Raw genomic sequence first — 26,380 nt, 5'->3', positions numbered from 1 at the left:
GACCGTGCAGCCATGAATGTGGGACTCGCAGCCGCCTTCGTCGGCGGCGCGCTCAGTCTGCTGAGCCCGTGCAGTGCTCTGCTCCTGCCCGCCTTCTTCGCATCGACCGCCGGTTCCGGGCCGCGGCTGGTGATCCATTCGCTGGTCTTCTACCTCGGCCTCGTCGCGACGTTGGTACCCGTCGGGATCGGCGTCGGTGCGCTGGGTCGGTTGTTCGCCGAGCATCGTTCGGCGGTGGTCGCCCTCACCTCCGCGGTGCTCGTGGCGTTCGGCCTGCTGGCGATGTTCGGCCGGGGGTTCGACATCGCCGGCCGGGTGCCCGGAATCGAGGGATTGCGGGGTGCCGCGCAACGCCGGACCGGCCTGGTCCGCAGCCTGCTTCTCGGTGCGGCCTCCGGTGCCGCCGGATTCTGCACCGGCCCGATCCTCGGCGCCGTCCTCACGCTGGCCGCGGCTCAGGGGGCGATCGCGGGCGCCGGCGTCCTGTTGGCGGTCTACGGAGCCGGCATCGTCGCGCCGATGTTCACGATCGCTCTCGTGTGGCAGCGGTTCGGCGAACGCGGCCGCGCGCTGCTGCGCGGTCGCGAGTTCACCTTCCTCGGCCGGTCGTGGCACAGCACTTCGGTGCTCACCGGCCTGCTGCTCATCGCGGCGGGCTGCGCGTACTGGATCACCGACGGCTTCGTCGGGCTGGCCGATCCCGAGGCCGGCTCCGGCGTCGCCGACCGGCTCCAGACCGCCGCCGAGGCACTCGCCCGCCCGGACGTCGACATCGCGCTCATCATCGCCGTCGTGACGTCGGTCGTGGTGTGGTGGTGGCGGGGGCAGCGGCAACCCGACTGAACCGCATGCGTCGCGGCCGCGGTCAGACGTTGCCGCGGGCGATCACCGTCACCGCCGAATCCAATTGGTCGAACAGGTCGTCATAGGTGATGACGCCCATCCCCGCCTCCAGCAGAGCACCGGAGAAGGTGAACATGAGTGTTCGCAAGACCGCCGGGTCCACATCCTCGCCCAGGGCGCGCGTGAACAGTCCGTACCAGTGGGTGCCGATCTCGACGCGGATCCGCGCCACGTCCGGATCGACGGCGAGCAGACTCTTGGTGGCCGCCTCGGCGACCGTGGGCGACGCTCCGACCACGTCGGCGATGTACCGGACGGTCTGGTGCAGGCGGTCGGCGGCCTCGCCCGACAGCTCCGGCTCCGGGGCCTGCGCCACCTGCCGCCAAAACAGGGACGCGAACAGGTGGTCCTTCGACGAGAAGTAGGTGTACGCGGTCGCCGGCGAGACATTCGCTCCGGCGGCGATGAGCCGAAGCGTCAGATCCTCGTAGGCCGACTCCTCGAGCAGCGACAGGCCCGCGTCGAGAAGCCTTCCCACCGTCTCCAGTTGTCGCGCGTTGAGACCGCGGCGAGGAAGGGTGGAACCGAGACTGTGCATGCGTCCAGCCTAATGCCGCGTGAAATGCGAGGAGACCCGCACCTTCACGGTGCGGGTCTCCTCGGTTCGGTAGCGGGGGCAGGATTTGAACCTACGACCTCTGGGTTATGAGCCCAGCGAGCTACCGAGCTGCTCCACCCCGCGTCGGTAAGATCCGATTTCCAGGACGATGATGCTGAATCCTGGCCGTCGAACTCGTACTCGTCCACTGTACCCGATCCCCGAGACCGCCTCGACCACCCGCCCCCGCGGCGGAGTCGAGTCGAGGGGTTGAAGGGGCTGAAGGGTTGAAGCCCGACTACCGTGGCCGCACCCGGGATGCAAGAAGACCCGCACCGTGACGGTGCGGGTCTTCCTTCTAGTAGCGGGGGCAGGATTTGAACCTACGACCTCTGGGTTATGAGCCCAGCGAGCTACCGAGCTGCTCCACCCCGCGTTGCATCGACTACGTTACACACGCCGCGTCAGCGAAGGCAAATCGATGAAATCCCAAGGTGATCCACGCCACCGGAAGGGCTCGGCTCAGCGCGGATGCACGCCCATCAGCGCCGCCAGCTGGGTGGCGAGCGGGTTGAGATTGAGCTTGTCGGGGTCCTTCTTGGCGTTGCCGTCCCACGGCTGCGCGATGTTCGGATTCGCGAGCGGTGCCCGCGCGGCGCCACGCACGGAGGTCGGATTTCCGGCGGGCACGGTGCACCCGACCTCGGTGTTGAACGGGAAGTCGTCGTAGTTGATGTCGAAGTCGGGCTTCTCACGCTTGATCCGCGCGATCATCGCCTGCGTCGACTCGTAGCCGCGAGTACAGCTCGGCGGGTTGCCGGTCTCCAGGACGATGCCGAAACGGATCGATCCGTCGGGCGAGGATGTGGCGTGACTGCTGGCCGACAGGCTCGACAGCATCGCGAAGGTCATGCCGGTGACGTAGGACGCCGGCGCGCTCTCGTGGACCGTGCCGCCGAGCTGCCCGATCAGCTTGGTGGTGTCGGCCCCGTTCTCGTCGAGAAACTCCGACAGCGCAGAGGCCGCACGGGGCCCGTCGGTCAGAATGCGCCGCACAGCCGGATCGGACGAGACCAGCTGCGCCGACACCTTGTCGAGTCCGCGCGACCATTCGAGGATCTCGTCGGACTGCTCGTCCTGAGTCTTGAGCACGACGTTCGAGTTCTTGATGAGGCCGATCGTGTCGTCGAGACTCTTGAGTCCGTCCTTCGACAGGGTGTCCAGCGAATCGACCAGTCTCGACAGATCCTCCCCCTTGCCGTTGAACGCCCTGCCGAGTTCACGGACGACGGATTGGAGCGAATCGACCGGAATCGTCTTGGTGAGGTCGATGGCCGACGAGACGACGTCCTGCACCGCCGGAGGCAGTTCGACCTCAGAGATCTCCGAGCCGTCGCGCAGATACGGACCGGCGCCCGACGGCGGCTGGAGGTCGAGGAACTGCTCCCCGATCGCGGACCGGTTGGCGACCACCGCCACCGACGACGCCGGAATCGACGACCGGCCGGAATCGAGGGTCAGCTCCACATCGACGCCACCGGGGACGATGCGCATATCGCTGACGCGACCGGCGGGGACCCCGCGATATGTCACCTCGGCTTCGGGGAAGATGCCACCGCTGTCGGGCATGTGCACCACCACGCGATAGCCGCTGAGTCCGAGCGCCTGGTCCATTCGCGCGAACCGGATGCCCGCGAAGATCGACGCACCGACACCCAGCAGAATCACGACGACCAGCTGCAGTTTCACCAGACGGCTCAGGGGTGGCATTCGCGACCTTCCTACACGACTGACGGAATCCCGACGATCCGACCTGCCGAGCGTAAGTCGGTTGCACCTGCAACGACGACTCCTGGACACCGTATGTGACAAACGAGCTAGCCAGATTCTTCATGTGATATTTGTCACCTCCTGAGCTATGGTGAGGGTAGATAGAGGGTGCTCTACCAGGGCATTCATCATCAGACGAGCTAGGAGGATCAGTCATGGCGAATCACTCGATCAGAAGGAGCGGCCACGGAAACCACTGGATGGGCCTGGTGGCCTTCGTCCTGTTGATGGTCGGCGGCGCCTTCTCAGCACTGTGGGTCATCACCTTGGCCGACCTCCCCGACAACAAGCCCACCAACATCACCTACGGAGTGCTCGCACTCGGCTGCCTGATCTTCTCCGCGATGATCTTCACCTTCCTCGTCAGGCGGCTGCATCACTCGCCGGTGATGCCCGACAACACACCCGACGAGATCGCCCGCTATCTGGCCAAAGTGCGTCCCTGATCCTGGACGCGGGGCCCTGCCGAGCAGAATGCCGGCCGATCGGATTCCCGATCGGCCGGCATTCTTGCGAATGTGCGCGGCTCAGTTGCCGAGGGCCTCGTACTGATTGACGGCCTTGTTGAGCCGGTCGAGGGCGTCGCCGTAGGCCTTGAAGTCGCCGCTCGACTGCGCCTTGCGCATCTCCTCGAGCGCCTCGCCGAGCTCCTTCACCACCGCGTCGCGCGCGGCGTCGTCGCCGCCGCTACTCGACGGCTGCTGGGTGTTCGGCGCGGGCTTCTGCGGCGCAGGCGTGCTCGACCCTCCCTCGATCTCCGGCTCCGTCGCCGCACTCGGATCGATGCCGACCTGGCGGAGTGCCTCGGCCACGGTCGGCGCATAGCCGGCGTTCGCCTTCTCCTTGCCCGCCGCCGCGTTGTAGTACGTGAGCACGCGGTAGAGCTTCGGGATCGCCGAGTCCCCGGTCTTGGCCTGGTTGTACATCGGCTGCACGTAGAGGATTCCGTTGTCGCCGACAGGCAGTGCGAGCAGGTTTCCGTAGGTCACCAGGCTGGAGTTCTCCACGAGCTGACGGTCACGGGTGCTCGACGGGCTGTTCTTCATCGCCTCGGTCGCCTGCTGCGGACCCACCGACTGGGTCGTGGTCGGCAACGTCTTGACCGTGATCTTGCCGTATCCGTCCGGGTCGGATGCCGCCGTCATGTACGCCGCGAGGTTCGGCCGCGCGAGCGCGGTCATCACCGATGTCAGCTGGAACTGCGAGAGCGCCTCGTTGCCCGGCGCCGACGCGGTGAAGTAGTACGGCGGCTGCGGAGCGGTGCTCTTGTCGACGGTCGGGTCCGCGGGAACGGTCCAGAAGTTGCTCGACTTGAAGAACGTGGTGCCGTCGTTGACGTGGTACTTCGTGAGCAGCTCGCGCTGCAGCTTGAAGATGTCCTCCGGGTAACGGAGGTGGGCGCGCAGGTCGGGCCGCTTGTCGAGTTCCGACTTGGGCTTGACCGTGCCGGGGAACGCCTTCATCCATGTCTTGAGCACCGGATCGGTGTCATCGGACTGGTACAGCTCGACCTTGCCGGTGTAGGCGTCGACGGTTGCCTTCACCGAGTTGCGCACATACGAGACCTCGCGGTCGGGCTGAGCGCGCCCGGTCGGCCCGGCGTCGGACTGACGGGAGTCGGCCGTCGCCGCCTGCAAGGCCATGCGCTGCGCGTAGGGATAGTTGTCGAGGGTCGTGTAGCCGTCGACGATCCACTTGATCGAGCCGTCGGCCATGACCGCAGGGTAGGTCTTGGAGTCGGTGGTCAGCCACGGCGCCACCTTCTTGACCCGGTCGCGCGGATCGCGGTCGTACAGGATCCGCGACTGGTCGCCGACCGCGCTGGACAGGATGAAGTTCCGCTCGCCGTACTTGAGCGCGTACAGCAGACGCGTACCCCAGTTGCTGAGGGGAACGCCGGAATCGGCGCGGTAGCGGTAATTCTCGTTGTCTCCGTCGTACTCGCGGCCCTCGTCCGAGCCGCCCGTACCCACGATGGCGTAGTCGGGGTTCACCTTCGCGATCATCTCGCCGAAGTAGATGCGCGGCTCACGGACTTTGATCGGTGCGGTCGCCTTGTATTCGGGTGTATTCACCGTGTTGACGTCGGAGACCAGGAACACCGGGAGTCCGCCGGAGTCGGAATTGGTGTCGCCGTTGGGTGCCTCGTCGACCTTGTTGGCCTGCGCGGCGATGAACCCGTTGCCGTGAGTGAACACGGTGTGCTTGTTGAGCCAGTTGTTCTGGTTGCCGCTCAGGCGCGACGGATCGAGTTCGCGCGCGGCGACGATGAAGTCGCGCTGCTGGGTCTCGCCGTCCTGGGTGACCGGGTAGCGGTCCACCGCCAACTGCGAGGGGAAGCCGTAGACGTTCTTGAGCGCCTGCCGCTGCGAGAACGCGGTCGACATCACCGCCGGGTCGAGGATGCGGATGTTCGAGAGCGTCGCTGCGTCGGAGTTGACGGTGGCCGGATTCGCCGGACTGCGCGCCCAGTCGTTGTCGTAGACGACGTCCTTGCCGTTGCGGATCCGGTAGGCCTCGGTGGTCGCCGCGATGTTGCGTTCGATGTACTCGGCTTCCTTCGTGTCGGCGCTGGGCTTGACGGCGAACTGTTCCATCGCCGCCGGCCACGCGACGCCGATCACCAGCGCCGAGAGCAGCATCAGCACCGCGGCCAGCGCCGGGATGCGCAGGTCGCGCAGGGCGATCGCGGCGAAGAATGCGATGGCGCAGACGATCGCGATCGCCATCAGGATCAGCTTCGACGGCAGCACGTAGTTGATGTCGGTGTAGGTGGCGCCGGTGAAGATGTCGCCGCGCCGGTCGCTGCTGAGCAGGTCGTATCGGTCGAACCAGTAACCGATGGCCTTCGCGATCATGAACAGTCCGGCGATCACGGCCAGCTGGATGCGTGCCGCCCGCGTCAACGATCCGCGACGTCCGCCGCCGCCGAGCCGCAGTCCGCCGAAGACGTAGTGCGTGATCAGGTTCCCGATGAACGCGATGACGAGCGAGATGAAGATGATGTCGAGCATCATCCGGAAGAACGGCAGCGAGAACGAGTAGAACCCGATGTCGAGGCCGAACTGAGGATCCTTGATCCCGAAGGGTTCGCGATTGATGAACATCTGAACCGTGGCCCAGGAGCCCTGGGCGATGAGACCCGCCACGATGCCGATGAACACCGACGGCACCAGAACCGACAGCTTGGGCCGCATGCCCACCGCCGTCCGGTAGCGCGCCAGCGGGTCGGTGGGGCTCGCCAGCATCACGAAGTCCGGACGTGCACGGTAGGCCGCGAAGATGCCGCCGAAGACGATCGCCGAGACCACGACCGCGACCACCAGGAAGGTCACCAGACGCGTCGTGAGCATGGTGGACATCACCTCGGAGTACCCGAGGTCGGAGTACCAGAGCCAGTCGGTGATCAGTGAGACCACTCGCGGACCCACCAACAGCAGGATCAGCAGTCCGACACCGATCCCGATCAGGATCTTCGCCCTCCGGGACAACGTCGGCCGTCCGCCCGATCCGGTCATGCTCACCACTTGTATAAGCTCCCTGATTCGTCTCTGCTCGCGCGCGTGCGACAGCAATGCCGACCAGCTTACCGATTCGCCCGAGTCGGCTCCGTTCTCCGCCGCAACCGTCCAGGCTGCACAATGGGCGCGTGACGTCTTCCGATGATTCCGCAGGCGCCGGCTTCTCCCAAGCCGATCTCGGCAATGCCCTCGCCCAGTGCCTCGCCTACGCCTCCGACTTGCCCTGGGGCTCGGCGCCGACACTGTTCGCCCTGGTACCGACCGCGGTGCTCGCGTCCCAGGCGCCGGGCCTCGTCGATCCCGGCGACGACTCCGCTCTGAGCCCGGTGGTGCAGGAGACCAGCACCGCCGACCTCGAAGAGCTGCTGACCACCGTCGCGTGGCCGGAGCAAGTGGTGGGCTCGGCGGTCGTCACCGAGATCACCCTGCTGCCGCCCGACGCCGAGGCCGATCTCGACGCGGCGCTGGAACCGCTGCTGGCCGATCCCGACGCCGCCGACGAGGCGGCGCGGCGAGCCGCTCACAGCCATCCCGAGCGGAAGACGGCACGGCTCGCGGCGGGGGTGCTCCGCACCGGGCAGCGGGTGGCGCTGCTCGCGCTCCGAGAGGGCGAGCAGCAGTCGGGGGATCTGCAGACTCACCCGGACATCGCACCGAATCTGCTCGACGCTCTCGCCGAGACTCTGCACGGCTGACCGATTCAGCAGTGCCGATTCAGCAGTGCGGGCGGGCCTCGTCGGTGCCGAGGGTGTTGAGCGCGTTCACCGCGTCGGTCAGCGTGTCGACCTTGACCAGTTCGATGCCGTCGGGCGCATCGGACTTCGCGGCATCGCAGTTGCCGGCCGGAACCAGGAACACCGTCGCTCCGGCGTCTCGGGCCGCCTTGATCTTGTGCGGGATGCCGCCGATGGTGCCGACCTTGCCGTTCGGGTCGATGGTGCCGGTGCCCGCGACGAACTGACCGTGTGACAGGTCGCCGGGCGTCAGGTGGTCGATCACCGAGAGGGTCAGCATCAGACCCGCCGACGGTCCGCCGATGTCTCCGACGTTGAACACGATGTTGATATTCGGGTCCGCTGCCATCATCTGCGGCGTCACCCCGAGGAAGGCCTTGGCGGGATCGTCCGGGCGGGCCCCGAGCTTGACTTGTTGGGTCAGTCGCTGCGGTCCGCGCTGGACCGTCAGTTCCACCTCGTCGCCGGGCTTGTGCCGGGCGAGGACGTCGGCGAGTGCCTTGGGCCCGTCGATCGCGACGCCGTCGAGGGTGAGGATGCGGTCGCGCGGAGCGAGCTTGCCGTCGGCCGGCCCCTTGCTCGCGACGGCGCCGACGCCGATCGCGACCGGCTTGTGCAGGTAGTTCAGCGAGGCCATCGTCGCGTTGGTCTCCGAGCCGCTCATCTGCTCGGTGTTCTGCTGCTGCACCTGTTCCACCGTTTGGTCGGGCGGGTAGTACAGCTCACGCGGCTGCAGTTCGTACGTGCCCGAGGCCCACATTCCGAGCGCCTGGAACAGCGAGAATCCGTCGCGGAGCGAGACCGTGGTGAGGTTGAGATTGCCCTTCGGGTCCGGATCCACCGCTCCGGTCACTTCGACGACGGGTTTGCCGTCCACGTCGCCGAGCGTGTTGACCGTCGGGCCGGGCCCGAGCGCCACATACGGCACCCGAAGCGTCATGCCTGCGATGACGAACGCCAGGAGGACTACCACGCCGACGGTGATCGTGGCGATACGGCGATGGGCGGGCTTGATGGTCACCCGGCCCAGGGTAATGCAGCCCGATTCCCGGAGCCCGCAGGTGACCGGGCGAGCGCAGCGACGGGAGATGTGCCGAGCTTCGGCCCGGTACCGTTGAAGGTATGAATGATCTGCCCTTCGGGTTCTCGTCGTCGAACGACCGGGACAAGAACGACCCGGACAAGAACAACGGTGGCCAGAGCGGCGGCGGCACGCCGGGCGGCGACCCGTCGAACCCCTTCGGATTCCCGCTGGGCGAAGGCGGCGCGGTCGATCCCTCGCAGCTGGGTCAGTTGTTCAGTCAACTCGGGAACATGTTCAGCGGCATGGGCGCGGGCATGGCCGGCGGCGGCTCCGGTCCCGTCAACTACGACGTGGCCGCGAACCTGGCGCGCAGGCAGATCGGCTCGTTCACTCCGATGCTCGAGAAGGAGCACCAGGCGGTGGCGGACGCGGTCCGGCTGGCGGAGGTCTGGCTCGATGAGCAGACCGCGATGCCCGCGGGGATCCGTTCGACGGCGGCGTGGACGCCCGTGGACTGGCTGGAGAACACGCTGCCGACGTGGCGGACGCTGTGCGATCCGATCGCCGAGCAGATGTCGAAGACGATGGACGCCGGTCTGCCCGAGGAGGCGAAGGCTTTCGCCGGCCCGATGATGGCGATGATCGGCCAGCTCAGCGGCACGATGTACGGGACCCAGCTGGGTCAGGGACTGGGGCAGTTGGCCGGGGGCGTATTGACCTCCACCGACATCGGCCTGCCCTTGGCGCCGGACGGTCTCGGGGTGCTGCTTCCCGAGGCGATCGCGCGATTCGCCGAGGGACTCGATCTGCCCGCGCAGGAGATCGTCGTCTTCCTCGCGGCGCGGGAAGCCGCGCACGTGCGATTGTTCGCGCACGTTCCGTGGCTCAAGCAGCGATTGCTGGCGACCGTGGAGGAGTACGCCCGCGGCATCCGCATCGACCTCGGCGGACTGCAGAATCTGGCGACGGAGATCGACCCGCAGGAGTTGTTCTCCAATCCGGGCAAGCTCGAGGAGTTGATGGGTTCGGCCGCCTCATTCGAACCGGAGACGACCCCGGCGCAGCAGGCGGCGCTCAGCCGTCTGGAGACGCTGCTCGCACTCGTCGAGGGCTGGGTGGAGCTGGTGGTGTCGAATGCGCTCGGAGACCGGATTCCGAGCACGGCCGCGCTCAGTGAGACGATGCGCAGGCGCCGCGCGTCCGGCGGTCCCGCCGAGCAGACCTTCGCGACGTTGATCGGTCTGGATCTGCGTCCGCGCAAACTGCGTGAGGCGGCCGCCCTGTGGCGGGCGCTCACCGAGGCGTCGGACATCGCGACGCGCGACGGTGTGTGGGGCCATCCGGACCTGCTTCCCGACGCCGACGACCTCGACAATCCGGCGGGTTTCATCGACCGAATCGTCGGAGGCGACGTCTCCGGTATCGACGACGCCATCGCCGAGTTGGAGCGCCAGTTCACTGCCGAGAGCGGCGACGGTGACGCCGAGCCAGGCGACGACGGCCGAGCTTCCGGCGGCGACGGCGAGGGTTCCGACCAGCGCTGATTCCAGAGCTCGTCGAACCTGTGGAATTCGGGTTCGCCGAGAACCGGCTGCGCTGCCAGCGTGGTCGTCATGCCCGCACGCGACGCGCTCCCGGTTCTCACGTCCGGCACACCGGTCCTCATCCGCCCCGACGGCCGGCTGCACATCGGCTCCGACCCGCTGACCGCGCTCACGGTGGAACTCGGTCGCGGAGTGTCGACGGCTGCGGTCGCGGCGCTTCTGCAACGCCTCCGGACGCCGCAGCGCTACCGCCATCTGCGCCGTGATCTGCGGTCGTCTGGTCTCTCGGCGTCGAGGTTCTGGGAGATGCTCGACCGGCTGGTCGCCGCGGGCAAGGCGGTGGAGTCCGAAACTGTTGCATCCGCACGCCTCGCCATCGGCATCGTCGGTCACGGCGAAATCGCCAGGCTGCTGCTGTCCGGGTTGCCGCTCGACGGACACCGGACCGAGGTCTGCGATCCGCGCGGTCCGCTCGGCGGTCCCGGGCCCCGGCCGCAGCTGGTGGTTCTCGCCGACCAGCCGGTTCCCGACCCGGCCGTGTACGAGCCGCTGATGTCTGCGCGGATCCCCCACCTCGCGGTGCACATCCACGACGACGTGGGGGTCGTCGGGCCGCTGGTGCTGCCGGGAGCCACCAGCTGCCTGCGGTGCCTCGAGCTGCACCGCACCGACGTCGATCCCGGATGGCCGGTGCTCGCCGCCACCCTGCAGGGGGTCGCCGGCGCCGGCGGGACCGCGACCCGTCTGGCGACGGTGGCGATGGCGCACGCGCAGATCGGCGAGATCGGCGCGGCACTGCGAGCCGCGGATCCGGCGCCGCCGGCGGTGGCCGGAAAGCGGCTCGAGTTCCGGCCGCTGCCGTGCGGGATGACGCTCGCCCCGGCACCGGTGCATCCGCGCTGCGAATGCTTCGTGCGATGCGGCGGTGCACCGGGCGAAACGGTTTCCACTATCCTCGATCACGCGGCGAAAGGACACCATTGAGCGAGATCACACGCGGCCAGGGTCGTCGCAACGCGAAACTGGCCGCACTCCCCCTGGGCATGGCCGGGCGCGCTGCCGCCGGGTTCGGCAAGCGGATCGCGGGCAAGAGCCGAGAAGAAGTCAACGCCGAGTTGATGAACAAGACCGCCGAGCAATTGTTCGCGGTCCTGGGGGAACTCAAGGGCGGGGCCATGAAGGTGGGACAGGCGCTCTCGATCATGGAGGCCGCGATCCCCGACGAATTCGGTGAGCCCTTCCGGGAAGCGCTGACCAAGCTGCAGGCGGAAGCGCCGCCGCTTCCCGCCAAATCCGTGCACAAGGTGCTCGATCAGCAGCTCGGCACCCGCTGGCCCGAACGATTCCGCGAGTTCAGCGACGAGCCCGCCGCCTCCGCCAGCATCGGCCAGGTTCACAAGGCCGTGTGGTCCGATGGCCGCGAGGTCGCGGTGAAGGTCCAGTATCCGGGCGCCGACCATGCCCTGAAGGCCGATCTGAAGACCCTGAGCCGCATGTCGGGACTGATTCAGAAGCTCTCGCCCGGCACTGACGTCAAGGCGATGGTGGACGAGCTCATCGACCGGACCGAGGACGAACTCGACTACATCACCGAAGCCGACAACCAGCGGGCGTTCGCCCGCGCCTTCGACGGCGATCCGGATTTCCTGGTTCCGAAGGTGGTGGCGAGTGCGCCGAAGGTCGTGGTCTCGGAGTGGATCGACGGCACCCGGCTGTCGAAGCTGATCGTCGAGGGCACGCAGGAGCAGCGCAACGACGCCGCCACCAAGATGACGACCTTTGAGATCAGCTCGCCTGCGCGTGTGGGAATGCTGCACGGTGATCCGCACCCCGGAAACTTCTACGTTCTCGACGACGGGCGTTTCGGGATCCTCGATTTCGGTGCCGTCGGGCACTACCCGGACGGGCTGCCTGCGAACACGGGCCCGATTCTGGCCCTCGCGCGTGACAGGCGGTACGACGAACTGCGCGAGGAGATGGTGGCCGCCAACTTCATTCAGGCTTCGCACGCCGACCGCGTGAGCCCGGAGGACCTCGCCAACTACCTGCAGCCGTACGTGGATCCGCTGTACAGCGACACCTTCCATTTCACGCGCAAGTGGCTGCAGCGCGCGGCGGGGATGGCCACCGACATCAACGGCGACGTCTACAAGACGTCGCGGAATCTGAATGTTCCACGCGAGTACGTGATGGTCTTCCGTGTCCTCATCGGATGTGTCGGGATCGCCGCTCAACTCGACGCGGAGGCACCGTATCGCGCGATTCTGAACGAATGGGTGCCCGGCCTCGCGAGCTGAGCGGCGACGCGACGATCATGCGACGGCCGCGTTCTTCCGCGGACGGCCACGGGGCCGCTTCCGCGCGATGACGACACCGCGCTCGAAGATCTCCCCACCCCAGACTCCCCACGGCTCTTCGCGCTCCATCGCGCTCTCGAGGCATTGGGTCCGCAGTGGGCATTGTCGGCACAGGCTCTTCGCCTCCTCCAGGAGGTCCGGTCGGTCGGCGAACCACAGGTCGGCGTCGTAGTCGGTGGACTGGCAGGGCAGTTCTATTCGGGGAATGGTCAAGGTAGACAAAGTAGGTCGGCTTTCGTTCGCAGATGCTGGTCTGATGAACCCGGGCCTACTCGTGGTGGTGCGATGAGAAAGGCCACGGGGTTCGCTATCGCGATTCGCCGTGGCCTCGAAGGTTCCGCTGGTCTCTAGGAGTGAGACATTCGGTAGGACGTCGGATCGCCGTCCACGGGGGCCACTGGGAATCGCCGGCGCGCTCGCGCCATGGGCGCTGCCGCTGCAGCGAGATGTACTGTCTGCCAGTTCACTGGTCGATTCCCTTCTCTCGTGCGGCTCCGGACGGCACAGAGGATCTCCGCACCGCGTGATGTACTTCTGTACTGTATGCGCGCCGCCAACGGCGCACAACTTATTTTCTACCTGCGGTTTCGCCGCGTCGGCGCCCGGGGAGGGCGGCATCGATCACGTCAAGGATCCGCGCCCCGATCACGTCTGCCCGCTCCGCTCCGAAGCCGCGCACCTTCGCCAGCTCGTCGATCGAAGTCGGCACCGCAGTGGCGATCGAGCGGATCATCGACACGCTCATCACGTTGACCGCCGAGATGCCCTCGGACTCGGCGAAGTCCTTGCGCCAGGCGGTCAGCGCGGCGAGGACGTCGGGATCGGGGTCGCGGCGCTCGGGCAGCGGATCGAGGTCGGCGGCCGGATTCGGCACCAGTGCCTCGAGGAATCGGGAACGACGACGCTTGGCGCCCCGCCCCTCCCCTCTCGAAAGACTCCACGACAGGTGCAGGTGTTCACGTGCCCGCGTGACACCAACATAGAAGAGCCTGCGCTCCTCTTCGACTTCTTCGGTGGTCTTGGACGCACGCCCGAGCGGCATCGATCCCTCATGCAGTCCGGTCAGGAACACCGCATCCCATTCGAGGCCCTTGGCCGCGTGCATCGACGACAGCGTGACGCCCGCACCGACCGGCGCGTGTCGCATCCGCGACCGCTCTTCGAGCCTTGCCACCAGTCCGGCGAAGTCCAGTTCTGGTGACTCCCCGGCGATCGACTCCACGATCTCCATCAGACGCAGCAGCTGTTGCCATCGCGCACGCGCGTTGGCGCCCTTCGGCTCGGACTCGGTGAGCCCGACGGAGTGCAGCGCATGCCGCACGGCGTCCACCGGCGCCATCGGCGGGGGTGCGGCCCCCGCCGCCAGAGACGTCAGGCGCCGCATCCCCGCCACGATCTCGGGCCGCTCGAAGAAGCTCTGCGCGCCGCGGACCTGGTAGTCGATCCCCGCCTCCGACAGCGCCTCCTCGTAGGCCTCGGACTGAGCGTTGACCCGGTAGAGCACCGCGATCTCCGAGGCCGGGACACCGGTGCGGATCAACGACCGGATCTTCGCCACCACTCCGACCACTTCGGCGATCTCGTCGTCGAATCCGGCGAAGACCGGTTCCGGTCCCGACGGCCGTTGGCCCACGAGTTTGAGCCGCGTGCCCGCGATGCGGCCGCGGGCCTTGCCGATGACCGCGTTCGCCAGACTCACCACCTCCGGAGTGGAGCGGTAGTCGCGCTGCAGTCGCACCAGCGTGGCCTCCGGGTACCGGCGGGTGAAGTCGAGCAGGTACGTCGGCGTCGCGCCGGTGAAACTGTAGATGGTCTGATTCGCGTCGCCGACGACGGTGAGGTCGTCGCGTCCGCCGAGCCATGCGTCGAGCAGGTCTTGCTGGATGGGAGTGACGTCCTGGTATTCGTCCACCACGAAGCTGCGGTAGCGGGACCGGAACTCTTCGGCGATCGACGGGTCCGACCGCAGGATCGTGGTGGTGAAGGTGAGCAGATCCTCGAAATCGAGCAGTCGGTCGCCGTTCGGCGCGACTTTGGCCGCCTCATACGCGGAGAACACCTGCGCGACCGTCGCAGGGTCGGCCGGAAGGTCGCGGTGGGTGCGTCGCGCCGCCTCCGCATACTGCCCCGGACCCAGACCCGACGACTTCGCCCATTCGATCTCCGATGCCAGATCCCGCAGCAGATCGCGGTCGGCGACGTCGAGGCCCAATTCGCGCGAGACTCTACCGACCATCCGGAACTTGTGCTCCAGCAGTTCCCAGCGCATGTCGCCCATCGCCATCGGCCAGAAGTAGCGGAGCTGGCGCATGGCGGCGGCGTGGAAGGTCTGGGCGGCGATCCGGTTGCCGGGTCCGGCGACGCCGAGCGACTCCAGCCGTTCCCTCATCTCCGCGGCCGCTCGCGCGGTGAACGTGACGGCCAGCACCTGCTCGGGGTTCACCTGCCCGGAGTCGACCAGATGCGCTATCCGCCGGGTGATGGTGCGCGTCTTGCCGGTACCCGCGCCGGCGAGCACGCAGACGGGTCCTCGGGGCGCGAGAACCGCTTCGAGCTGTTCTGGATCAAGGCCTGAGGTGACTCCGCCTTCCGCCGCTGGATGCCCGATCACTGTCATGCCTACTACGTTCTCATGCCCCTGCGACACTGCTCGTCTCCGCAGTTCAGAGCCGGTTCCTCAGTGTCGTGGGAGCCCAGCCGGCGGCCCGAGCCCCCGCGCTGGGCCGTCCTACAGCCTGCCGAGCCTGCTCATCACCTCGCCGACGGACGGGTTGGTCGCCGTAGACCCGTCGGCGTAGAGAGCGGTCGGAACGACGTGGTTGCCGCCGTTGACGCTGCCGACGAACTCGGCGGCGTCCGGGTCGGCCTCGATGTCGATCTCGGTCCACTCCACGCCGTTGCGTTCCAGACCGGCCTTCAGCCGGTTGCAGAACGGACACCAGGAGGTGGTGTACAGAGTCAGTTCCGGGTTCGCTGCCGCATCACTCATGCCGCAATCTCAGCACATTCCGGGAGTCGTCGGAGGCGCGGGGTATCAGCGCCTCGGTGCCCGAGCCCAACCGGTGATGAGGCTCCGTGCGATCGATACCGATCCCGGCAGCATCAGCCGCGAGCCGGGGTTGTCGGCGCCCCAGTCGTCTTCGCGCGCCAGCGCCTCGAGCACCTCGTCCCGGTGGAACCACTTCGCGTCGCCCAACTCGCCGTCGCGGAAGGTCAGCGGTTCGGCGGGGTCGCCGAGCGCCTCGAAACCCAGCATCAGCGACCTCGGGAACGGCCACGGCTGCGAGCCCAGGTATTGCGGCGAGTGGACCCGGATCCCCGCCTCCTCGAACACCTCGCGCCGAACGCACTGCTCCAGCGACTCTCCCGGCTCGACGAAACCCGCCAGCGTGGAGAACCAACGGTCGGGCCACACGGCCTGCCGGCCGAGAAGGACACGGTCGGCTCCGTCGTGCACGAGCATGATCACCGCCGGGTCCGTGCGCGGATACTCCTCGGCACCCGAACCGCCGTCGCGGCGCAGCCAACCGCCCTGCACGAGATCGAGCGGGCGGCCGTCGACCGGCGAGAACTGCGCGGTGCGGTGCCAGTTCAGCACCCCCAGCGCTGTCGCCAGCAGTCCCGCCTCGTCGGCGGAGAGCAGATGGGCGCCTGTTCGCGGATCGGCCACCGGCTCGTGAACCTCATCCACCCGAACGGCCCACAGATCGCAGTCCGCCACCCCCAGGAAGACCGCTCCCGCGACCGGTTCAGCACCGTACTCCGCGGCCCGCGCCCATCGCAGCGCGCCGCGGTCGGTGACCGGATAGCGGCCGCGGTGGTCCACCGGCAGGACGCGCGCCTGCGCCCATCCCGCAGCGAGACGCTCCGGGTCTTTGCGCACCTGGTCGGCGCGGTCGATCTCCGCCCGCGACAGCAGCGGCGGTTCGACGAGCTCGAACGAGGCCATCAGACCGATCCGCCCTGGCGGACGTACAGCAGTCGGTCGCCGACCTCGATCTCCTCGACGCGTTCGTCTCCGACCCGGTACAGCTTGCCGTCGCGCACCACACCGAGGACCAGATCCTTGGTGTGCGCCGGTGAACCGCCGGTCTCCGACGGTTCCACCTCACGTTCGGCGATCGCATAACCCTCTTCTGGGCTGAGCAGATCCTCCACCACCTCCACCACGGACGGGGTGATGGTGGCGATGCCGAGGAGACGACCGGCGGTCTCCGACGAGACCACGACGGAGTCGGCGCCCGACTGCCGCATCAGGTGGGTGTTCTCGGCCTCGTTGATCGACGCAACGATCTTGGCGCGCGGATTGATCTCGCGTGCGGTCAGCGTCGCCAGCACCGCGGTGTCGTCTCGGTTGGCGGCCACCACGATCGCGGAGGCGTGCTGGACGCCGGCGAGCCGCAGCACGTCGGACTTGGTGGCGTCGCCGCGGACGGTGACCAGACCGTGAGCACTCGCCGATTCGAGCGCGTTCGGGTCCTTGTCGACCACGACGATCTCGGCGGGCTTGACGCCGTCGGCGATCACCGCGTCGATCGCTGTGCGCCCCTTGGTGCCGTAGCCGATGACGATGGTGTGGTTGCGCACCCGATTCCTCCAGCTCTGAATCTTGATCGCCTGCCGCGAACGCTCGGTCAGGACTTCGAGGGTCGTACCGATCAGCACGATCAGGAACAGCACGCGCAGCGGGGTGATGAAGACGATGTTGACCAATCGTGCCGACTCGGTGATCGGAGTGACGTCGCCGTAACCGGTGGTCGACAGGGTGACCGCCGAATAGTACAGCGCGTCGATATAGCTCATCGGGACGTCGCGGGCGTCGTGGTATCCGTCGCGATCCAGATAGACCACCACCGAGCAGACGAGCAGCGCGGTCAAAGCCCACGCCACGCGCCTGCCGATCGCCCGCGCCGGGCTCTTCTCATGCTCCGGGATCCGGACGACGCCGACGAGCGCGTAGTCCGGCTCGTCCACCAGTCCGCCGCCGCGCCGCCGCCGTAACCGCTCACGCACGGGAACTCCACCTCGCCCGCGCCGACTGTGACATCACGCATGGGAGGCTACTGCATGGACCGGACCGCCGACGGTCAGCGGTCACGATGGCAGCGGTCACGATGCGCCCGGGTCGGCGAGGATCCGCGCGAGTTCATCGGGGCCGGGGAGATCGGCCGGTTCCAGAGTGAAGTCGTGCCGCACGTAGACGAAGGCCGCCCGCACCTTCTCTAGGGGGATTCCCGACAGCTGAGACCACGCGACACGATAGGCGGCCAACTGAACGAACAGCGGCTTGCGCCGCGCCGGCTCGGGTACGGCGCCGGTCTTCCAGTCGACGATCAACGCGCCGTCGCCGTCTGCGAAGACCGCGTCCATCCGCCCGCGGACCACCGTCGATCCGATGACCGTCTCGAAGCCGACCTCCACCTCCAGCGGCGTGCGGTCGGCCCACTCGGAGGCGAGGAACCGGCTGCGCAACAGATCCAGATCGTCCTCGGCGGGTCCGGCTGTCGCGTCGGCGGCTCCCGGAAGCTCGTCGACGTCGAGCAGCCGCGTGGCGCCGAACCTGCGCTCGACCCAGGCGTGAAACGCCGTACCGCGTCGTGCCATGGGGTTGGGGCGATACGGGACGGGCCGCCGGAGACGGGCCGCGAATGCCTCCTGGTCGGAGTCGAGTTCCACCAATTGACTCACCGAGAGGTGTCCCGGCAGTTCCACGTCCACCGTCGTCTCCCCCGCCCGCGCGTGCTCCTCGAGCAGGACGGCCACTTCGCGCTGCCACTCGCGCGCGTCCACATCCGCCGGCTCGGTATCGGCGACGGCGAACAATGCCCGCTCGGCGCGGGCGGCGTCGACCAGTTCGGCGGCCGCGATCATCGGAGCACGCCGGTCGCCGAGGAGGTCCACCGGCCAGGCGACGCTGATCTGTTGCTCGGTGAGAGGGTTGGCGGCATCCGGTGCGGGCGGCGGCGCGTCGACGTCGATGTGCAAGCCCGAGGGTTCCACCTCGTCGGAGGCACGGCCGGCCGCGGCGTCGGCGACGAGTTCGGCCAGCTCGATGTAGAACTCCGAACCACCGCGCGGCTTGTCTCCCGATTCCGACCAGTGATGCGCGGAGACGAGCAGTGTGTGCTTGGCGCGGGTGAGCGCGACGTACAGCAGGCGACGGTCCTCTTCGAGCCGCCGTCGGCCGATCGCCTCCTTATGCGCGTCGATCGCCGCCTCGAGTTCCTTGCGGTCGCCGACGTCGGTGAGGTCGAGCGGCGGGAAGCCCTCGTCACCGTCGCGTGCGAGATCTCCGCGCAACTCCGCGGGCAGTTCCCGCGCCGAGCCGAGCCAGGTGGTCTCCGCCTTTCCACTCGGGAAGATCCGCTCGGCCACGTGCGGCAGCGCCACCACATCCCATTCGAGGCCCTTCGCCGCATGCACGGTCAGGATCTGGACCCGCTGCTGCGCCACTTCCACCTGCCCGGCTTCGAGTCCCTTCTCGACGGTCTCGGCGGCGTCGAGGAAGGCGAGCAACCCGGGGAGAGTCGCCCCCGGACGCTCGGCGTAGTGGGTCACGTACTCGGCGAAGGCGTCGAGGTGTTCACGCCCGGTGACCTCGCCGCGCATCCGGCGCGCACGGATCTGCGCCTCCACCGCCACGCCGATCGTCTGTTCGACGTCGGCCACCAGCTCGGGCAGCGGTTGGCCGATCCGTCGTCGCAATCCGTCGAGCTGCCTGCCGAAGGTCGTGATCCGTTCGTATCCGGCCGCACTGTAGCGGGAGGCGTCGCCCGGGTCGGCGAGCGCATCGCACAGTCCCGCCGAGTCGACGGCCTCGCCCGGCAACGCCGCGTCCAGGGCCTCGTCGAGCGCCTCCCGGCTGGTGACGGCACCGGTGGTCGGCGCACCGACGCCCGCGGCGAGCTCGCGCGCGCGGCGCCACAGCGCGGCGAGATCCGCCGCCCCCAGCTGCCATCGTGCACCGGTGAGCAGTCGCATCGCGGCGGTGCCGGCCATCGGATCGGCCATCAGTCGCAGCGTCGCAACGATGTCGGTGATCTCCGGAACGTGCAGCAGTCCGCCGATGCCGACCACTTCGGCCGGGATGCCCCGCCGTTCCAGTTCCGCGGCGAGCGGCGCCGAATCCTCGTTGCGTCGCACGAGGATCGCGGTGGTCGGCGGCGCGACCCCGTCCCGCTGAGCGGACGTGTAGTAGTCCTCGATGCGGTCGGCGATCCATGATCGCTCCTCGACGACGGTCTCGGTGAGTGCCAGGCGAACCGTGCCCGCGGGCGCGTCGGGACGGGCTCGCAGGACGCTCACCGGCACGCCCCGGCGTCGTAACTCCTCCGAGGTCCGATTCGCCAAGTAGAGGGCACCGCGGCAGTTCCGCCAACTGGTCAGCAGCTCCCGGCGATGAGCGTCCCTGCTGTCCGGGCGCGGGAAGTCGCGGGCGAAGCGCGGGAGGTTGGCTGCCGAGGCACCACGCCAGCCGTATATCGACTGGATCGGATCGCCGACGGCCGTGACCGCGATCGCCCGCCTGCCGCCGACCGAATGCCCGCCGAACAACGCCGACAGCAGAATCCGCTGTGAGTGGCCGGTGTCCTGGTACTCGTCCAGCAGAACCGCCTTGATACCGGCGCGCTCGGCGTCGACGACCTCGGGATGCTCCGACACCAGTCGGGCGGCCAGCGACATCTGACTGCCGAAATCAAGCGCACCCTGCGCCGCCATCGCCTCGCGGAGCGCCGACACCAGCGGAATCAACTCCCGGCGTTCGTCGATGACCGCCTGGATGTCGCGGAGCTTCTTGTTGGGTTCGGCGCGCTGCCCCGGCCCCTTCGGGAGGGTGTCGACCAAGCGATACAGGTCGGTACCCGCCGCCCGCAGATCGTCGACGCCGACCAGATGCTCTGCCATCTCCGAATAGAGGCGCAAGACCGCCTCCGTTACCGACGCGGGAACCTTCGTGGTCTTCAGCTCACCCGGCCACGACGCGACCACCGAGAACGCCAACTGCCACAGTTCGGTCTCGCTGAGGAGAGTGGCCGTGGGTTCCACGGGCAACAGCAGCCCGTAATCGGCGATGAGACGGCCCGCATAAGCGTGATACGTGCTCACCTCCGCGTCCGCGCTGCGCAACCGGCTCGCCAACTCGCCGCCCGGATCCCATTCGAGCAGAGCCGGGCTCCCCGCGAGCATCGACAGCCGGCGTCGGATTCGGGCGGCGAGCTCGCTCGCCGCCTTGCGGGTGAACGTGAGGCCGAGCACCTCCTCCGGTCCCACGAGCCGGTTCGCCACCAGCCACACCACGCGGGAAGCCATGGTCTCGGTCTTTCCCGCGCCCGCGCCGGCCACCACGAGCATCGGCTCCAGCGGAGCCTCGATCACCTCCACCTGTTCCGGGGTCGGCGGCGGCAGTCCCAAGGCGGATGCCAGCGACCGCGCCCCGATCCTCGGCGCCCGCCTCGACCTCTCTTCCCGGACCAACGAATCAGTCATCGATGACCGCCTTCCCCCGCAGCTGCGCGGGGCACGACTGCGACAGCGAACAGTGTCCGCACCCGCTGTTCGGCGTCGCTGCGAAGACCGGTCCCACGCTGGCACGCGCGGCCTCCCGAACCACCGTGATCCACTCCTCCACCTGCTCCGGCGTCAGCGGCGGCTGCACACGCTCGGCCGCACCGGTGGTCTTGTTCGCATTCGCGACGTACACGAGCCGACCGCCACCGGGGTCAGCGGCAACCCCCGTCGCTGCGCTCGCCCGGTCATTCCCCGTCGCTGCGCTCGCCCGGACCCCTCCCAGCTTCAACGCCAACTGGTAGGACGCCAGCTGCGGGTGGATCTCGGCATCGGCGGCGCGGATCGGCGTCTTACCGGTCTTGACGTCGACCACCACCGGCCGACCCGAGCCGTCCGTCTCCAGCCGGTCGATGCGGCCCACCAACCGCACCGGCAGCAACGCGTTCCCCGCCTCGTCGACGCCCGCGGGCAGCGTGGCGTCCACCTCCACCTCGACACCGGCCTCGGTGAGCTCGGCCCGGGACAGCCGCAGCCAGTCGCGGAAGTTGGTGAGCATGCCTTCGGCCCGCTCCAACTCGCGCGCGCTGTACCACTGGGCAGGAGACGAGACCCTCCCCCAGACCTCGTGCAGCGCCTCGGTGACCTCTGCGCGATCCATGTCGCCGGCCACCGCCTGCACCAGCGTGTGCACCAGAGTTCCGGTGACCGCTTGTTCGGCGTCGCCGTCACGCCCGCCGTGCCGCTCCAGCACCCATCGAAGCGAGCACTTGGTCAAGGCCTCCACGTTGGACGGCGAGAGCGTGCGAGGACCGTCGTCCGCCGTCCACAGAGGCTTCTGCGTGCTCGGTCCCATCAGACCGAACCAGTCGGCCGGAGCCGCGCCCGGCACCCCGGCCTGAGCCAGATCGGCGAGCAGCGCCGCCGCCACTCGCGTCCGCTCGTCGGGTCCGCCGTCGGCGTCCGCGCCGGACACCACCACCGCCCGCAGTTCGGCGACGAGCGACGGCAGCGACAGCACGCGCCTGACACCGGGATCGATCGGCACTTCCTCGTCGGCGTCTTCGCCGCCGTCTGCGTCGGCGCCGTAGCCGCCGACCGCGTCGGCCAGTTCCGGGACGAACCGCGACGGCGATGCGTCGCCGCTGCCGTCCTCGACCGCCGTGACCAGCAACCGCGACCGTGCCCGGCTGCATGCCACGAGCAGCAGTCGCCGCTCGTCTGCGAGCATCACCGAACCGCGCGCGATGGTGTCGACGGCGTCGGCGCCCACTCCGCTCAACAGGTCGATCAACGCGGGTGTCCCCAGCACGCTGCCCCGGCTGCGCAGCGACGGCCACAGACCGTCGAGCACACCCGGCACCGCGACCACCTCCCATTCGCGGCCGGTCGCGGCGTGTGCCGACACCACCGCGACCGCCTCCGTGCCCGACACCGCGATCCGCGACTCGCGCGGGATCTGGAGTTGGCCGAGGTAATCGACGAAGCCCAATACCCCGGCAGCCGGAAGGTTGTCGGCGAAGGTCCCCGCCGCCTCGAACATGGCGAGCATCGCGTCCAAGTCCCGGTCGGCTTGGTCGCCGCCGCGTCCGCCCCGCAGCGATTGCGCGGTCCACCTCCGCTCGAGTCCGCTGGCCCGCCAGGCGCGCCACAGAGTCTCCTCCACGCCGACGCCTGCCGCCTCCGCCGCTCGCGCGGCGTCCACCGCCTTGCACACCTGCTTGAGAGCGATCGCCTCGAAGTCCGTGAGACCGGCCAGATAGACGTCCATCAGGTCGGCATCGCCCAGGGCCGCGGCGAGCGAGCTCAGCGAATCGGCATCTCGACCGCGCGCTTCGTCGATGCGCCGGATTCCCCTGCGGAGCCGACGCAGACCGGACGGATCGGCGGATCCGACCGGTCCGGTGAGCAACGACACCACCTCGTCGGCGTCCAGCGGCGGCCCGCCCCCAGCCACCCGGAGAATCAACATGAACGCCACGACCGCACGTTGCCGATGGATCGGGACGTCGGTGGCGGGCGTGGCCATCGGCACCCCCGCCGAGGAGAACGCCCGCCGCAGCGCGGGCAGCGCTCTGGGCACCGACCGCACCACGACCGCCATCTCCGACCACGGCACCCCGTCGAAGAGGTGGGCGCGCCGCATCATGTCCGCCACCGCCGTCGCTTCCTTCGCTGCGGACGAGAAGACCCGGACGTCGGCGTGTCCACGGCGGGCCGCGTCATCGCCTCGGTCGGCCGGTTCGGGATAGCCGTGGGGCCGGCTCCCCGGAAGCCGCAGCGCGAGCGCGCGGCCGACCGCGTTCACCGCGGGCGAACCCCGGTAGTCGGTCGTCAACTCCACGTCTCGTTCCGGATCGTCCTCGGTGAGCCCGTCCGCGAACGCCGGATCCGCGCCGCGGAACCCGAACACGGACTGATCGGTGTCCGACGTGACCACCGTCGAGTCGGCGCCGGTCCCGATCAAGCGCACCAGGAACGCAGCCTGGGGGTCGAGGTGTTGGGCGTCGTCGACCAGGACATGACGGATGCGCTGCCGCTGTCCGGCGAGGACCTCGGGGTCGGTGGCGAACGCCGACAGCGCGGAACCGATCAGCTCGGCGGCGTCGACCGCGGTCACACTCGCCTCGGGTGCATCGAGCCCGACCGCCCCGCGCAGCAGCATTCCCTCCTCGTACTGGCGGAAGGCATGTCCCGCGGCCACCCACTCCGGCCGGTTGTGCCGGCGTCCGAGCTCGGCGAGATCGTCCGGTCCCAACCCGCGTTCGGCGGCCCGCATCATCAGGTCGCGCAGGGCCTGCGCGAAACCGTCGGTCGTCAGCGCCGGTCGCAGCCATTCCGGCCAGTACTCGGCACCGTCCTCCACATCGCCGGCGAGCAGTTCGCGCAGGATGACGTCCTGCTCCGATCCGGTGATCAGCCGCGGCGGTGGATTGCCGTGCGCCGACGCCTGCAGCCGCAGCACCGCGAAGGCGTACGAGTGAACCGTCCGCACCAGCGGCTCCCGCAGGGCCCCGCCCAGACTCCCGCCTGCCGAGAGCACACGCCGGGTGATCTCCGACCGCAGCTCACCGGCGGCCCGACGATTCGCCGCCAGCACCAGCACCGACTCCGGGTGTACCTCCGGGTCGAGCAGCCGCGCCACCGCCGCGTCGACGATCAGCGACGTCTTGCCCGTTCCCGGACCGCCGTGCACGCGCCAGGGCCGCCAGGGCCGCGAGGGATCGGCGCGGTGCCGTCCCCCGATCACCGCCGACGCCGACGCCGGCCACGACCGCACGCCGTCCGCCGGGGCGGGCGCGGCGACGAGTCGGGTGCTGGGACGGGTCATGAACCTATGGAAGCACGCGCCTCCGACAGTCCCGGTGGCGGAAGTCCCCATTAGAGTCGAGGCATGCCCGGACCCGCCTCGCCGACGCGCACGCTGCACACGCGCCTGTTCGGTACCGACGATCCCGGCGCGCCTGCGGTACTGGCGGTTCACGGCCTCACCGGGCACGGGCGCCGCTGGGAGCAGATGGCCGCCGACCACCTGCCCGGCACACGGGTGGTGGCGCCCGACCTGCTCGGTCACGGCCGCAGCCCTTGGGAGCCGCCGTGGAGCATCATCGAACACGCCGATGCGCTCGGCGCGGCCCTCGACGCTCATGTCCCCGTCGGGCAGGCAGTCGTCGCGGTGGCCCACTCCTTCGGATGCGCGGTGACCCTGGCCCTCGCCGAGCGCCGGCCGGATGCGTTTCGCGGCCTCGTCCTGCTCGATCCGGCCCAAGGTCTCGACCCCGAACGGGCCCGGTTCATCGCCGAGACGTCGATGGCGAACTGGGGCTACCAGGACGCCGACGACGCCAGAGCCGCCAAGCGGATGGAGGGCTGGAGTGCGGTGCCCGCCGACGTGCTCGACGCCGAGATCGCCGAACACCTGGTTCCGGCGGCCGGCGGACGCGTGGCCTGGCGAGTGTCGGCCCCGGCCGCCGCGACCGCGTGGAGCGAGATGAGCGGCGCCTTCCGTCTCCCGCCCGCCGGCATCCCGACGCACGTCGTGGTCGCCGAGCGGGTGCAGCCGCCCTTCGTCCGGCAGGAGTTCCTCGCCGCCTGCGCCGCCGAGCGCGCGGACACGGTGACGGTGCACCGCGTCGACACCGAGCACATGATCCCGTTCCTCGTCCCCGACTTCTGCGCCGCGCTGGTGCGCGACCTGCTGTAGCCGTGGCCGCGGTCACCGAGGATCAGGTGGAGGCGGTACGGGCCCTGGTCGCCGCCATCCCACCGGGAGCGGTGAGCACCTACGGCGACCTCGCCGCCGCCGCGGGACTGTCCAGCCCGCGCATCGTCGGGTGGATCATGCGGACCGACTCGGCAGACCTGCCGTGGCATCGGGTGGTTCCGGCCTCCGGCCGTCCATCGCCCGGCCTGCGTGCGCGGCAATTGACTCGACTGCGCGAAGAAGGCGTCCGAATCGTCGACGACCGCATCGATCTGAAGTCGCACCGGATGCGCCCCGACGGTCCGGGACCGACGGGAGTTCCGGACTAAACCATCATCCGGACGAGGTCGACGACCCTGAGAAGTCCGGGCAGCGCACCGGCGGTCGACCGCGGATGCATGCCGTGGACGGCGAGCCGGAACATGACCGCGCGCAGCAGCATCTGCGGCCACTCCGGGTGATTCGACCACCGCTCCACCAGGTCCTCGCCGGCACCGCCCCATGCGAGCGCGTCGACGACCACCACGGCCGCGGCCCACGACGCGGGACGCCAGTACGGAACGATGTCCGTGATCGCCGGAGCTGCGGCACCCGCGAACAACACCGTGCCGAAAAGGTCGCCGTGCACCACTTGAGACGGCAGGTCGACGGGTCGGCGGAGACTCCCGAGGATCTTCAGTTCGGCGAGACTGCGCTCCCCGTCCTCGCTCGTCGGCTCCGGCATTCCCGCGGCGCGTGCCGTCCGCAGCGGAACGTCCTCCCAGGCGGCCCTGTCTGCCGCGACGAAGACGTCGACGTCGTTGAACGGCGGCGCGGGCGGCTGCAGCATGAAGCGGGGTCGTTCGAGTTTGGCCGTCGCCGCGTGCAGCCGGTCAGCGAGCGCCACGACCTCGTCGTACCGGGGTTCGGGACTGCCCGCGACATAGGTGTCGGCCCGCCAGCCGGACACCACGTAACGGCCGTCGGTGGCGCGGATGGGCCGCGCGATCCGCATTCCCTCGACATACAGGTTCTCTCGCGCAGTGGCCGACCATGCGGCGCGCGCGTGATCGGGAACCAGCGTCAGGACCACCTCGCCGACGCGCCATCCGGTGCCGTCCATCGCGATGGGCGGATGCGCGGTGAGGCCGAACGTGGTCAACACCTGTTCGGGCGGCTCGACAATCATGGTCACGTCCGTCAGATTACCCAGGACGCCTGACGTTCCCGGGCAGCGACAC

At 68.9% G+C, this 26,380-nt stretch carries 20 protein-coding genes and 2 tRNA genes; 8 read left to right on the top strand and 14 right to left on the bottom strand.

The window, feature by feature from the left end; translation table 11 throughout:
• Positions 1 to 12: 12 nt before the first annotated feature.
• Positions 13 to 843, top strand: coding sequence for a cytochrome c biogenesis CcdA family protein (locus tag ACE11G_RS04455; RefSeq protein WP_222111172.1), 831 nt, complete (start codon positions 13 to 15; stop codon positions 841 to 843).
• A 22-nt stretch (positions 844 to 865) separates the two neighbouring features.
• On the opposite strand, the gene ACE11G_RS04450 is transcribed toward ACE11G_RS04455, so the two are convergent.
• The 4 genes from ACE11G_RS04450 to ACE11G_RS04435 all read right to left on the bottom strand — a co-directional run bounded on the left by ACE11G_RS04450 (position 866) and on the right by ACE11G_RS04435 (position 3,211).
• A complete protein-coding gene (locus ACE11G_RS04450) occupies positions 866 to 1,441 on the bottom strand; it encodes a TetR/AcrR family transcriptional regulator (protein ID WP_006895496.1) in 576 nt (191 codons plus the stop codon).
• Between the two features lie 70 nt (positions 1,442 to 1,511).
• Positions 1,512 to 1,585, bottom strand: a tRNA-Met gene (locus tag ACE11G_RS04445).
• Between the two features lie 218 nt (positions 1,586 to 1,803).
• Positions 1,804 to 1,877 (bottom strand) — tRNA-Met (locus ACE11G_RS04440).
• A gap of 86 nt (positions 1,878 to 1,963) precedes the next feature.
• Positions 1,964 to 3,211, bottom strand: coding sequence for an MCE family protein (locus ACE11G_RS04435; protein WP_375003801.1), 1,248 nt, complete (start codon positions 3,209 to 3,211; stop codon positions 1,964 to 1,966).
• A 215-nt stretch (positions 3,212 to 3,426) separates the two neighbouring features.
• Between ACE11G_RS04435 and ACE11G_RS04430 the strand changes: the two genes are divergently transcribed.
• Positions 3,427 to 3,717 (top strand): hypothetical protein, encoded by a 291-nt coding sequence (locus ACE11G_RS04430; RefSeq protein ID WP_006895498.1) that lies wholly within the window; start codon positions 3,427 to 3,429, stop codon positions 3,715 to 3,717.
• A gap of 81 nt (positions 3,718 to 3,798) precedes the next feature.
• Here ACE11G_RS04430 and ACE11G_RS04425 read toward each other — a convergent pair whose 3' ends face one another.
• Positions 3,799 to 6,789, bottom strand: coding sequence for a UPF0182 family protein (locus tag ACE11G_RS04425; protein WP_156479471.1), 2,991 nt, complete (start codon positions 6,787 to 6,789; stop codon positions 3,799 to 3,801).
• Between the two features lie 131 nt (positions 6,790 to 6,920).
• Here ACE11G_RS04425 and ACE11G_RS04420 point away from each other — a divergent pair, with 131 nt between their 5' ends.
• The gene (locus ACE11G_RS04420) at positions 6,921 to 7,487 is read left to right on the top strand and encodes a PPA1309 family protein (protein WP_006895500.1); all 567 of its coding nucleotides are present in this window, start codon (positions 6,921 to 6,923) and stop codon (positions 7,485 to 7,487) included.
• Between the two features lie 19 nt (positions 7,488 to 7,506).
• On the opposite strand, the gene ACE11G_RS04415 is transcribed toward ACE11G_RS04420, so the two are convergent.
• A complete protein-coding gene (locus tag ACE11G_RS04415) occupies positions 7,507 to 8,547 on the bottom strand; it encodes a PDZ domain-containing protein (protein WP_375003798.1) in 1,041 nt (346 codons plus the stop codon).
• A gap of 101 nt (positions 8,548 to 8,648) precedes the next feature.
• On the opposite strand from ACE11G_RS04415, the gene ACE11G_RS04410 reads away from it, so the two are divergent.
• The 3 genes from ACE11G_RS04410 to ACE11G_RS04400 all read left to right on the top strand — a co-directional run bounded on the left by ACE11G_RS04410 (position 8,649) and on the right by ACE11G_RS04400 (position 12,391).
• Positions 8,649 to 10,094 (top strand): zinc-dependent metalloprotease, encoded by a 1,446-nt coding sequence (locus tag ACE11G_RS04410; protein WP_045539002.1) that lies wholly within the window; start codon positions 8,649 to 8,651, stop codon positions 10,092 to 10,094.
• 69 nt (positions 10,095 to 10,163) lie between these two features.
• Positions 10,164 to 11,078: a hypothetical protein gene (locus tag ACE11G_RS04405; RefSeq protein ID WP_006895503.1), complete on the top strand. Its 915-nt coding sequence runs from the start codon at positions 10,164 to 10,166 to the stop codon at positions 11,076 to 11,078.
• Positions 11,075 to 12,391 carry an AarF/ABC1/UbiB kinase family protein gene (locus tag ACE11G_RS04400; protein WP_006895504.1) on the top strand — a complete coding sequence of 439 codons (1,317 nt, stop codon included), beginning with the start codon at positions 11,075 to 11,077 and terminating at the stop codon, positions 12,389 to 12,391. Before ACE11G_RS04405 ends, ACE11G_RS04400 begins: the two co-directional genes overlap by 4 nt.
• Positions 12,392 to 12,406: 15 nt before the next feature.
• On the opposite strand, the gene ACE11G_RS04395 is transcribed toward ACE11G_RS04400, so the two are convergent.
• From ACE11G_RS04395 to ACE11G_RS04365, 7 genes are all read right to left on the bottom strand, one after another.
• Positions 12,407 to 12,673: a WhiB family transcriptional regulator gene (locus ACE11G_RS04395; RefSeq protein WP_006895505.1), complete on the bottom strand. Its 267-nt coding sequence runs from the start codon at positions 12,671 to 12,673 to the stop codon at positions 12,407 to 12,409.
• A 346-nt stretch (positions 12,674 to 13,019) separates the two neighbouring features.
• Complete coding sequence (locus ACE11G_RS04390) at positions 13,020 to 15,068, bottom strand: ATP-dependent helicase (protein WP_006895506.1); 2,049 nt, start codon at positions 15,066 to 15,068, stop codon at positions 13,020 to 13,022.
• A gap of 111 nt (positions 15,069 to 15,179) precedes the next feature.
• Complete coding sequence (locus ACE11G_RS04385; protein WP_006895507.1) at positions 15,180 to 15,440, bottom strand: mycoredoxin; 261 nt, start codon at positions 15,438 to 15,440, stop codon at positions 15,180 to 15,182.
• A 45-nt stretch (positions 15,441 to 15,485) separates the two neighbouring features.
• Complete coding sequence (nudC, locus tag ACE11G_RS04380; protein WP_006895508.1) at positions 15,486 to 16,400, bottom strand: NAD(+) diphosphatase; 915 nt, start codon at positions 16,398 to 16,400, stop codon at positions 15,486 to 15,488.
• A complete protein-coding gene (locus ACE11G_RS04375; RefSeq protein WP_006895509.1) occupies positions 16,400 to 17,464 on the bottom strand; it encodes a TrkA family potassium uptake protein in 1,065 nt (354 codons plus the stop codon). Before ACE11G_RS04375 ends, nudC begins: the two co-directional genes overlap by 1 nt.
• A gap of 96 nt (positions 17,465 to 17,560) precedes the next feature.
• Positions 17,561 to 20,938: an ATP-dependent helicase gene (locus ACE11G_RS04370; protein ID WP_006895510.1), complete on the bottom strand. Its 3,378-nt coding sequence runs from the start codon at positions 20,936 to 20,938 to the stop codon at positions 17,561 to 17,563.
• A complete protein-coding gene (locus ACE11G_RS04365; RefSeq protein WP_006895511.1) occupies positions 20,931 to 24,287 on the bottom strand; it encodes an ATP-dependent DNA helicase in 3,357 nt (1,118 codons plus the stop codon). The genes ACE11G_RS04370 and ACE11G_RS04365 overlap by 8 nt, the downstream gene beginning before the upstream one ends.
• Before the next feature lie 63 nt (positions 24,288 to 24,350).
• Here ACE11G_RS04365 and ACE11G_RS04360 point away from each other — a divergent pair, with 63 nt between their 5' ends.
• Positions 24,351 to 25,160, top strand: coding sequence for an alpha/beta hydrolase (locus ACE11G_RS04360; protein WP_375003793.1), 810 nt, complete (start codon positions 24,351 to 24,353; stop codon positions 25,158 to 25,160).
• Between the two features lie 2 nt (positions 25,161 to 25,162).
• On the top strand, positions 25,163 to 25,489 hold the full coding sequence (locus tag ACE11G_RS04355) for an MGMT family protein (RefSeq protein WP_006895513.1): 327 nt from the start codon (positions 25,163 to 25,165) through the stop codon (positions 25,487 to 25,489).
• Here ACE11G_RS04355 and ACE11G_RS04350 read toward each other — a convergent pair.
• Positions 25,486 to 26,328, bottom strand: a complete 843-nt coding sequence (locus ACE11G_RS04350) for a TIGR02569 family protein (RefSeq protein WP_006895514.1) — start codon at positions 26,326 to 26,328, stop codon at positions 25,486 to 25,488. The genes ACE11G_RS04355 and ACE11G_RS04350 overlap by 4 nt on opposite strands.
• Between the last annotated feature and the right edge of the window lie 52 nt (positions 26,329 to 26,380).

Origin of the sequence: Gordonia sp. PS3 (assembly GCF_041950545.1) — a bacterium.
GTDB lineage: Bacteria > Actinomycetota > Actinomycetes > Mycobacteriales > Mycobacteriaceae > Gordonia > Gordonia sihwensis.
This window is presented reverse-complemented; position numbering and strand designations above follow the sequence as displayed.

Coding starts and splice junctions, on each gene's coding strand:
- ACE11G_RS04455 (WP_222111172.1), top strand. CDS start 13: ATGAATGTGGGACTCGCAGCCGCCTTCGTCGGCGGCGCGCTCAGTCTG.
- ACE11G_RS04350 (WP_006895514.1), bottom strand. CDS start 26,328: ATGATTGTCGAGCCGCCCGAACAGGTGTTGACCACGTTCGGCCTCACC.
- ACE11G_RS04360 (WP_375003793.1), top strand. CDS start 24,351: ATGCCCGGACCCGCCTCGCCGACGCGCACGCTGCACACGCGCCTGTTC.
- ACE11G_RS04370 (WP_006895510.1), bottom strand. CDS start 20,938: ATGACTGATTCGTTGGTCCGGGAAGAGAGGTCGAGGCGGGCGCCGAGG.
- ACE11G_RS04435 (WP_375003801.1), bottom strand. CDS start 3,211: ATGCCACCCCTGAGCCGTCTGGTGAAACTGCAGCTGGTCGTCGTGATT.
- ACE11G_RS04430 (WP_006895498.1), top strand. CDS start 3,427: ATGGCGAATCACTCGATCAGAAGGAGCGGCCACGGAAACCACTGGATG.
- ACE11G_RS04425 (WP_156479471.1), bottom strand. CDS start 6,789: ATGACCGGATCGGGCGGACGGCCGACGTTGTCCCGGAGGGCGAAGATC.
- ACE11G_RS04450 (WP_006895496.1), bottom strand. CDS start 1,441: ATGCACAGTCTCGGTTCCACCCTTCCTCGCCGCGGTCTCAACGCGCGA.
- ACE11G_RS04405 (WP_006895503.1), top strand. CDS start 10,164: ATGCCCGCACGCGACGCGCTCCCGGTTCTCACGTCCGGCACACCGGTC.
- ACE11G_RS04385 (WP_006895507.1), bottom strand. CDS start 15,440: ATGAGTGATGCGGCAGCGAACCCGGAACTGACTCTGTACACCACCTCC.
- nudC (WP_006895508.1), bottom strand. CDS start 16,400: ATGGCCTCGTTCGAGCTCGTCGAACCGCCGCTGCTGTCGCGGGCGGAG.
- ACE11G_RS04410 (WP_045539002.1), top strand. CDS start 8,649: ATGAATGATCTGCCCTTCGGGTTCTCGTCGTCGAACGACCGGGACAAG.
- ACE11G_RS04365 (WP_006895511.1), bottom strand. CDS start 24,287: ATGACCCGTCCCAGCACCCGACTCGTCGCCGCGCCCGCCCCGGCGGAC.
- ACE11G_RS04390 (WP_006895506.1), bottom strand. CDS start 15,068: ATGACAGTGATCGGGCATCCAGCGGCGGAAGGCGGAGTCACCTCAGGC.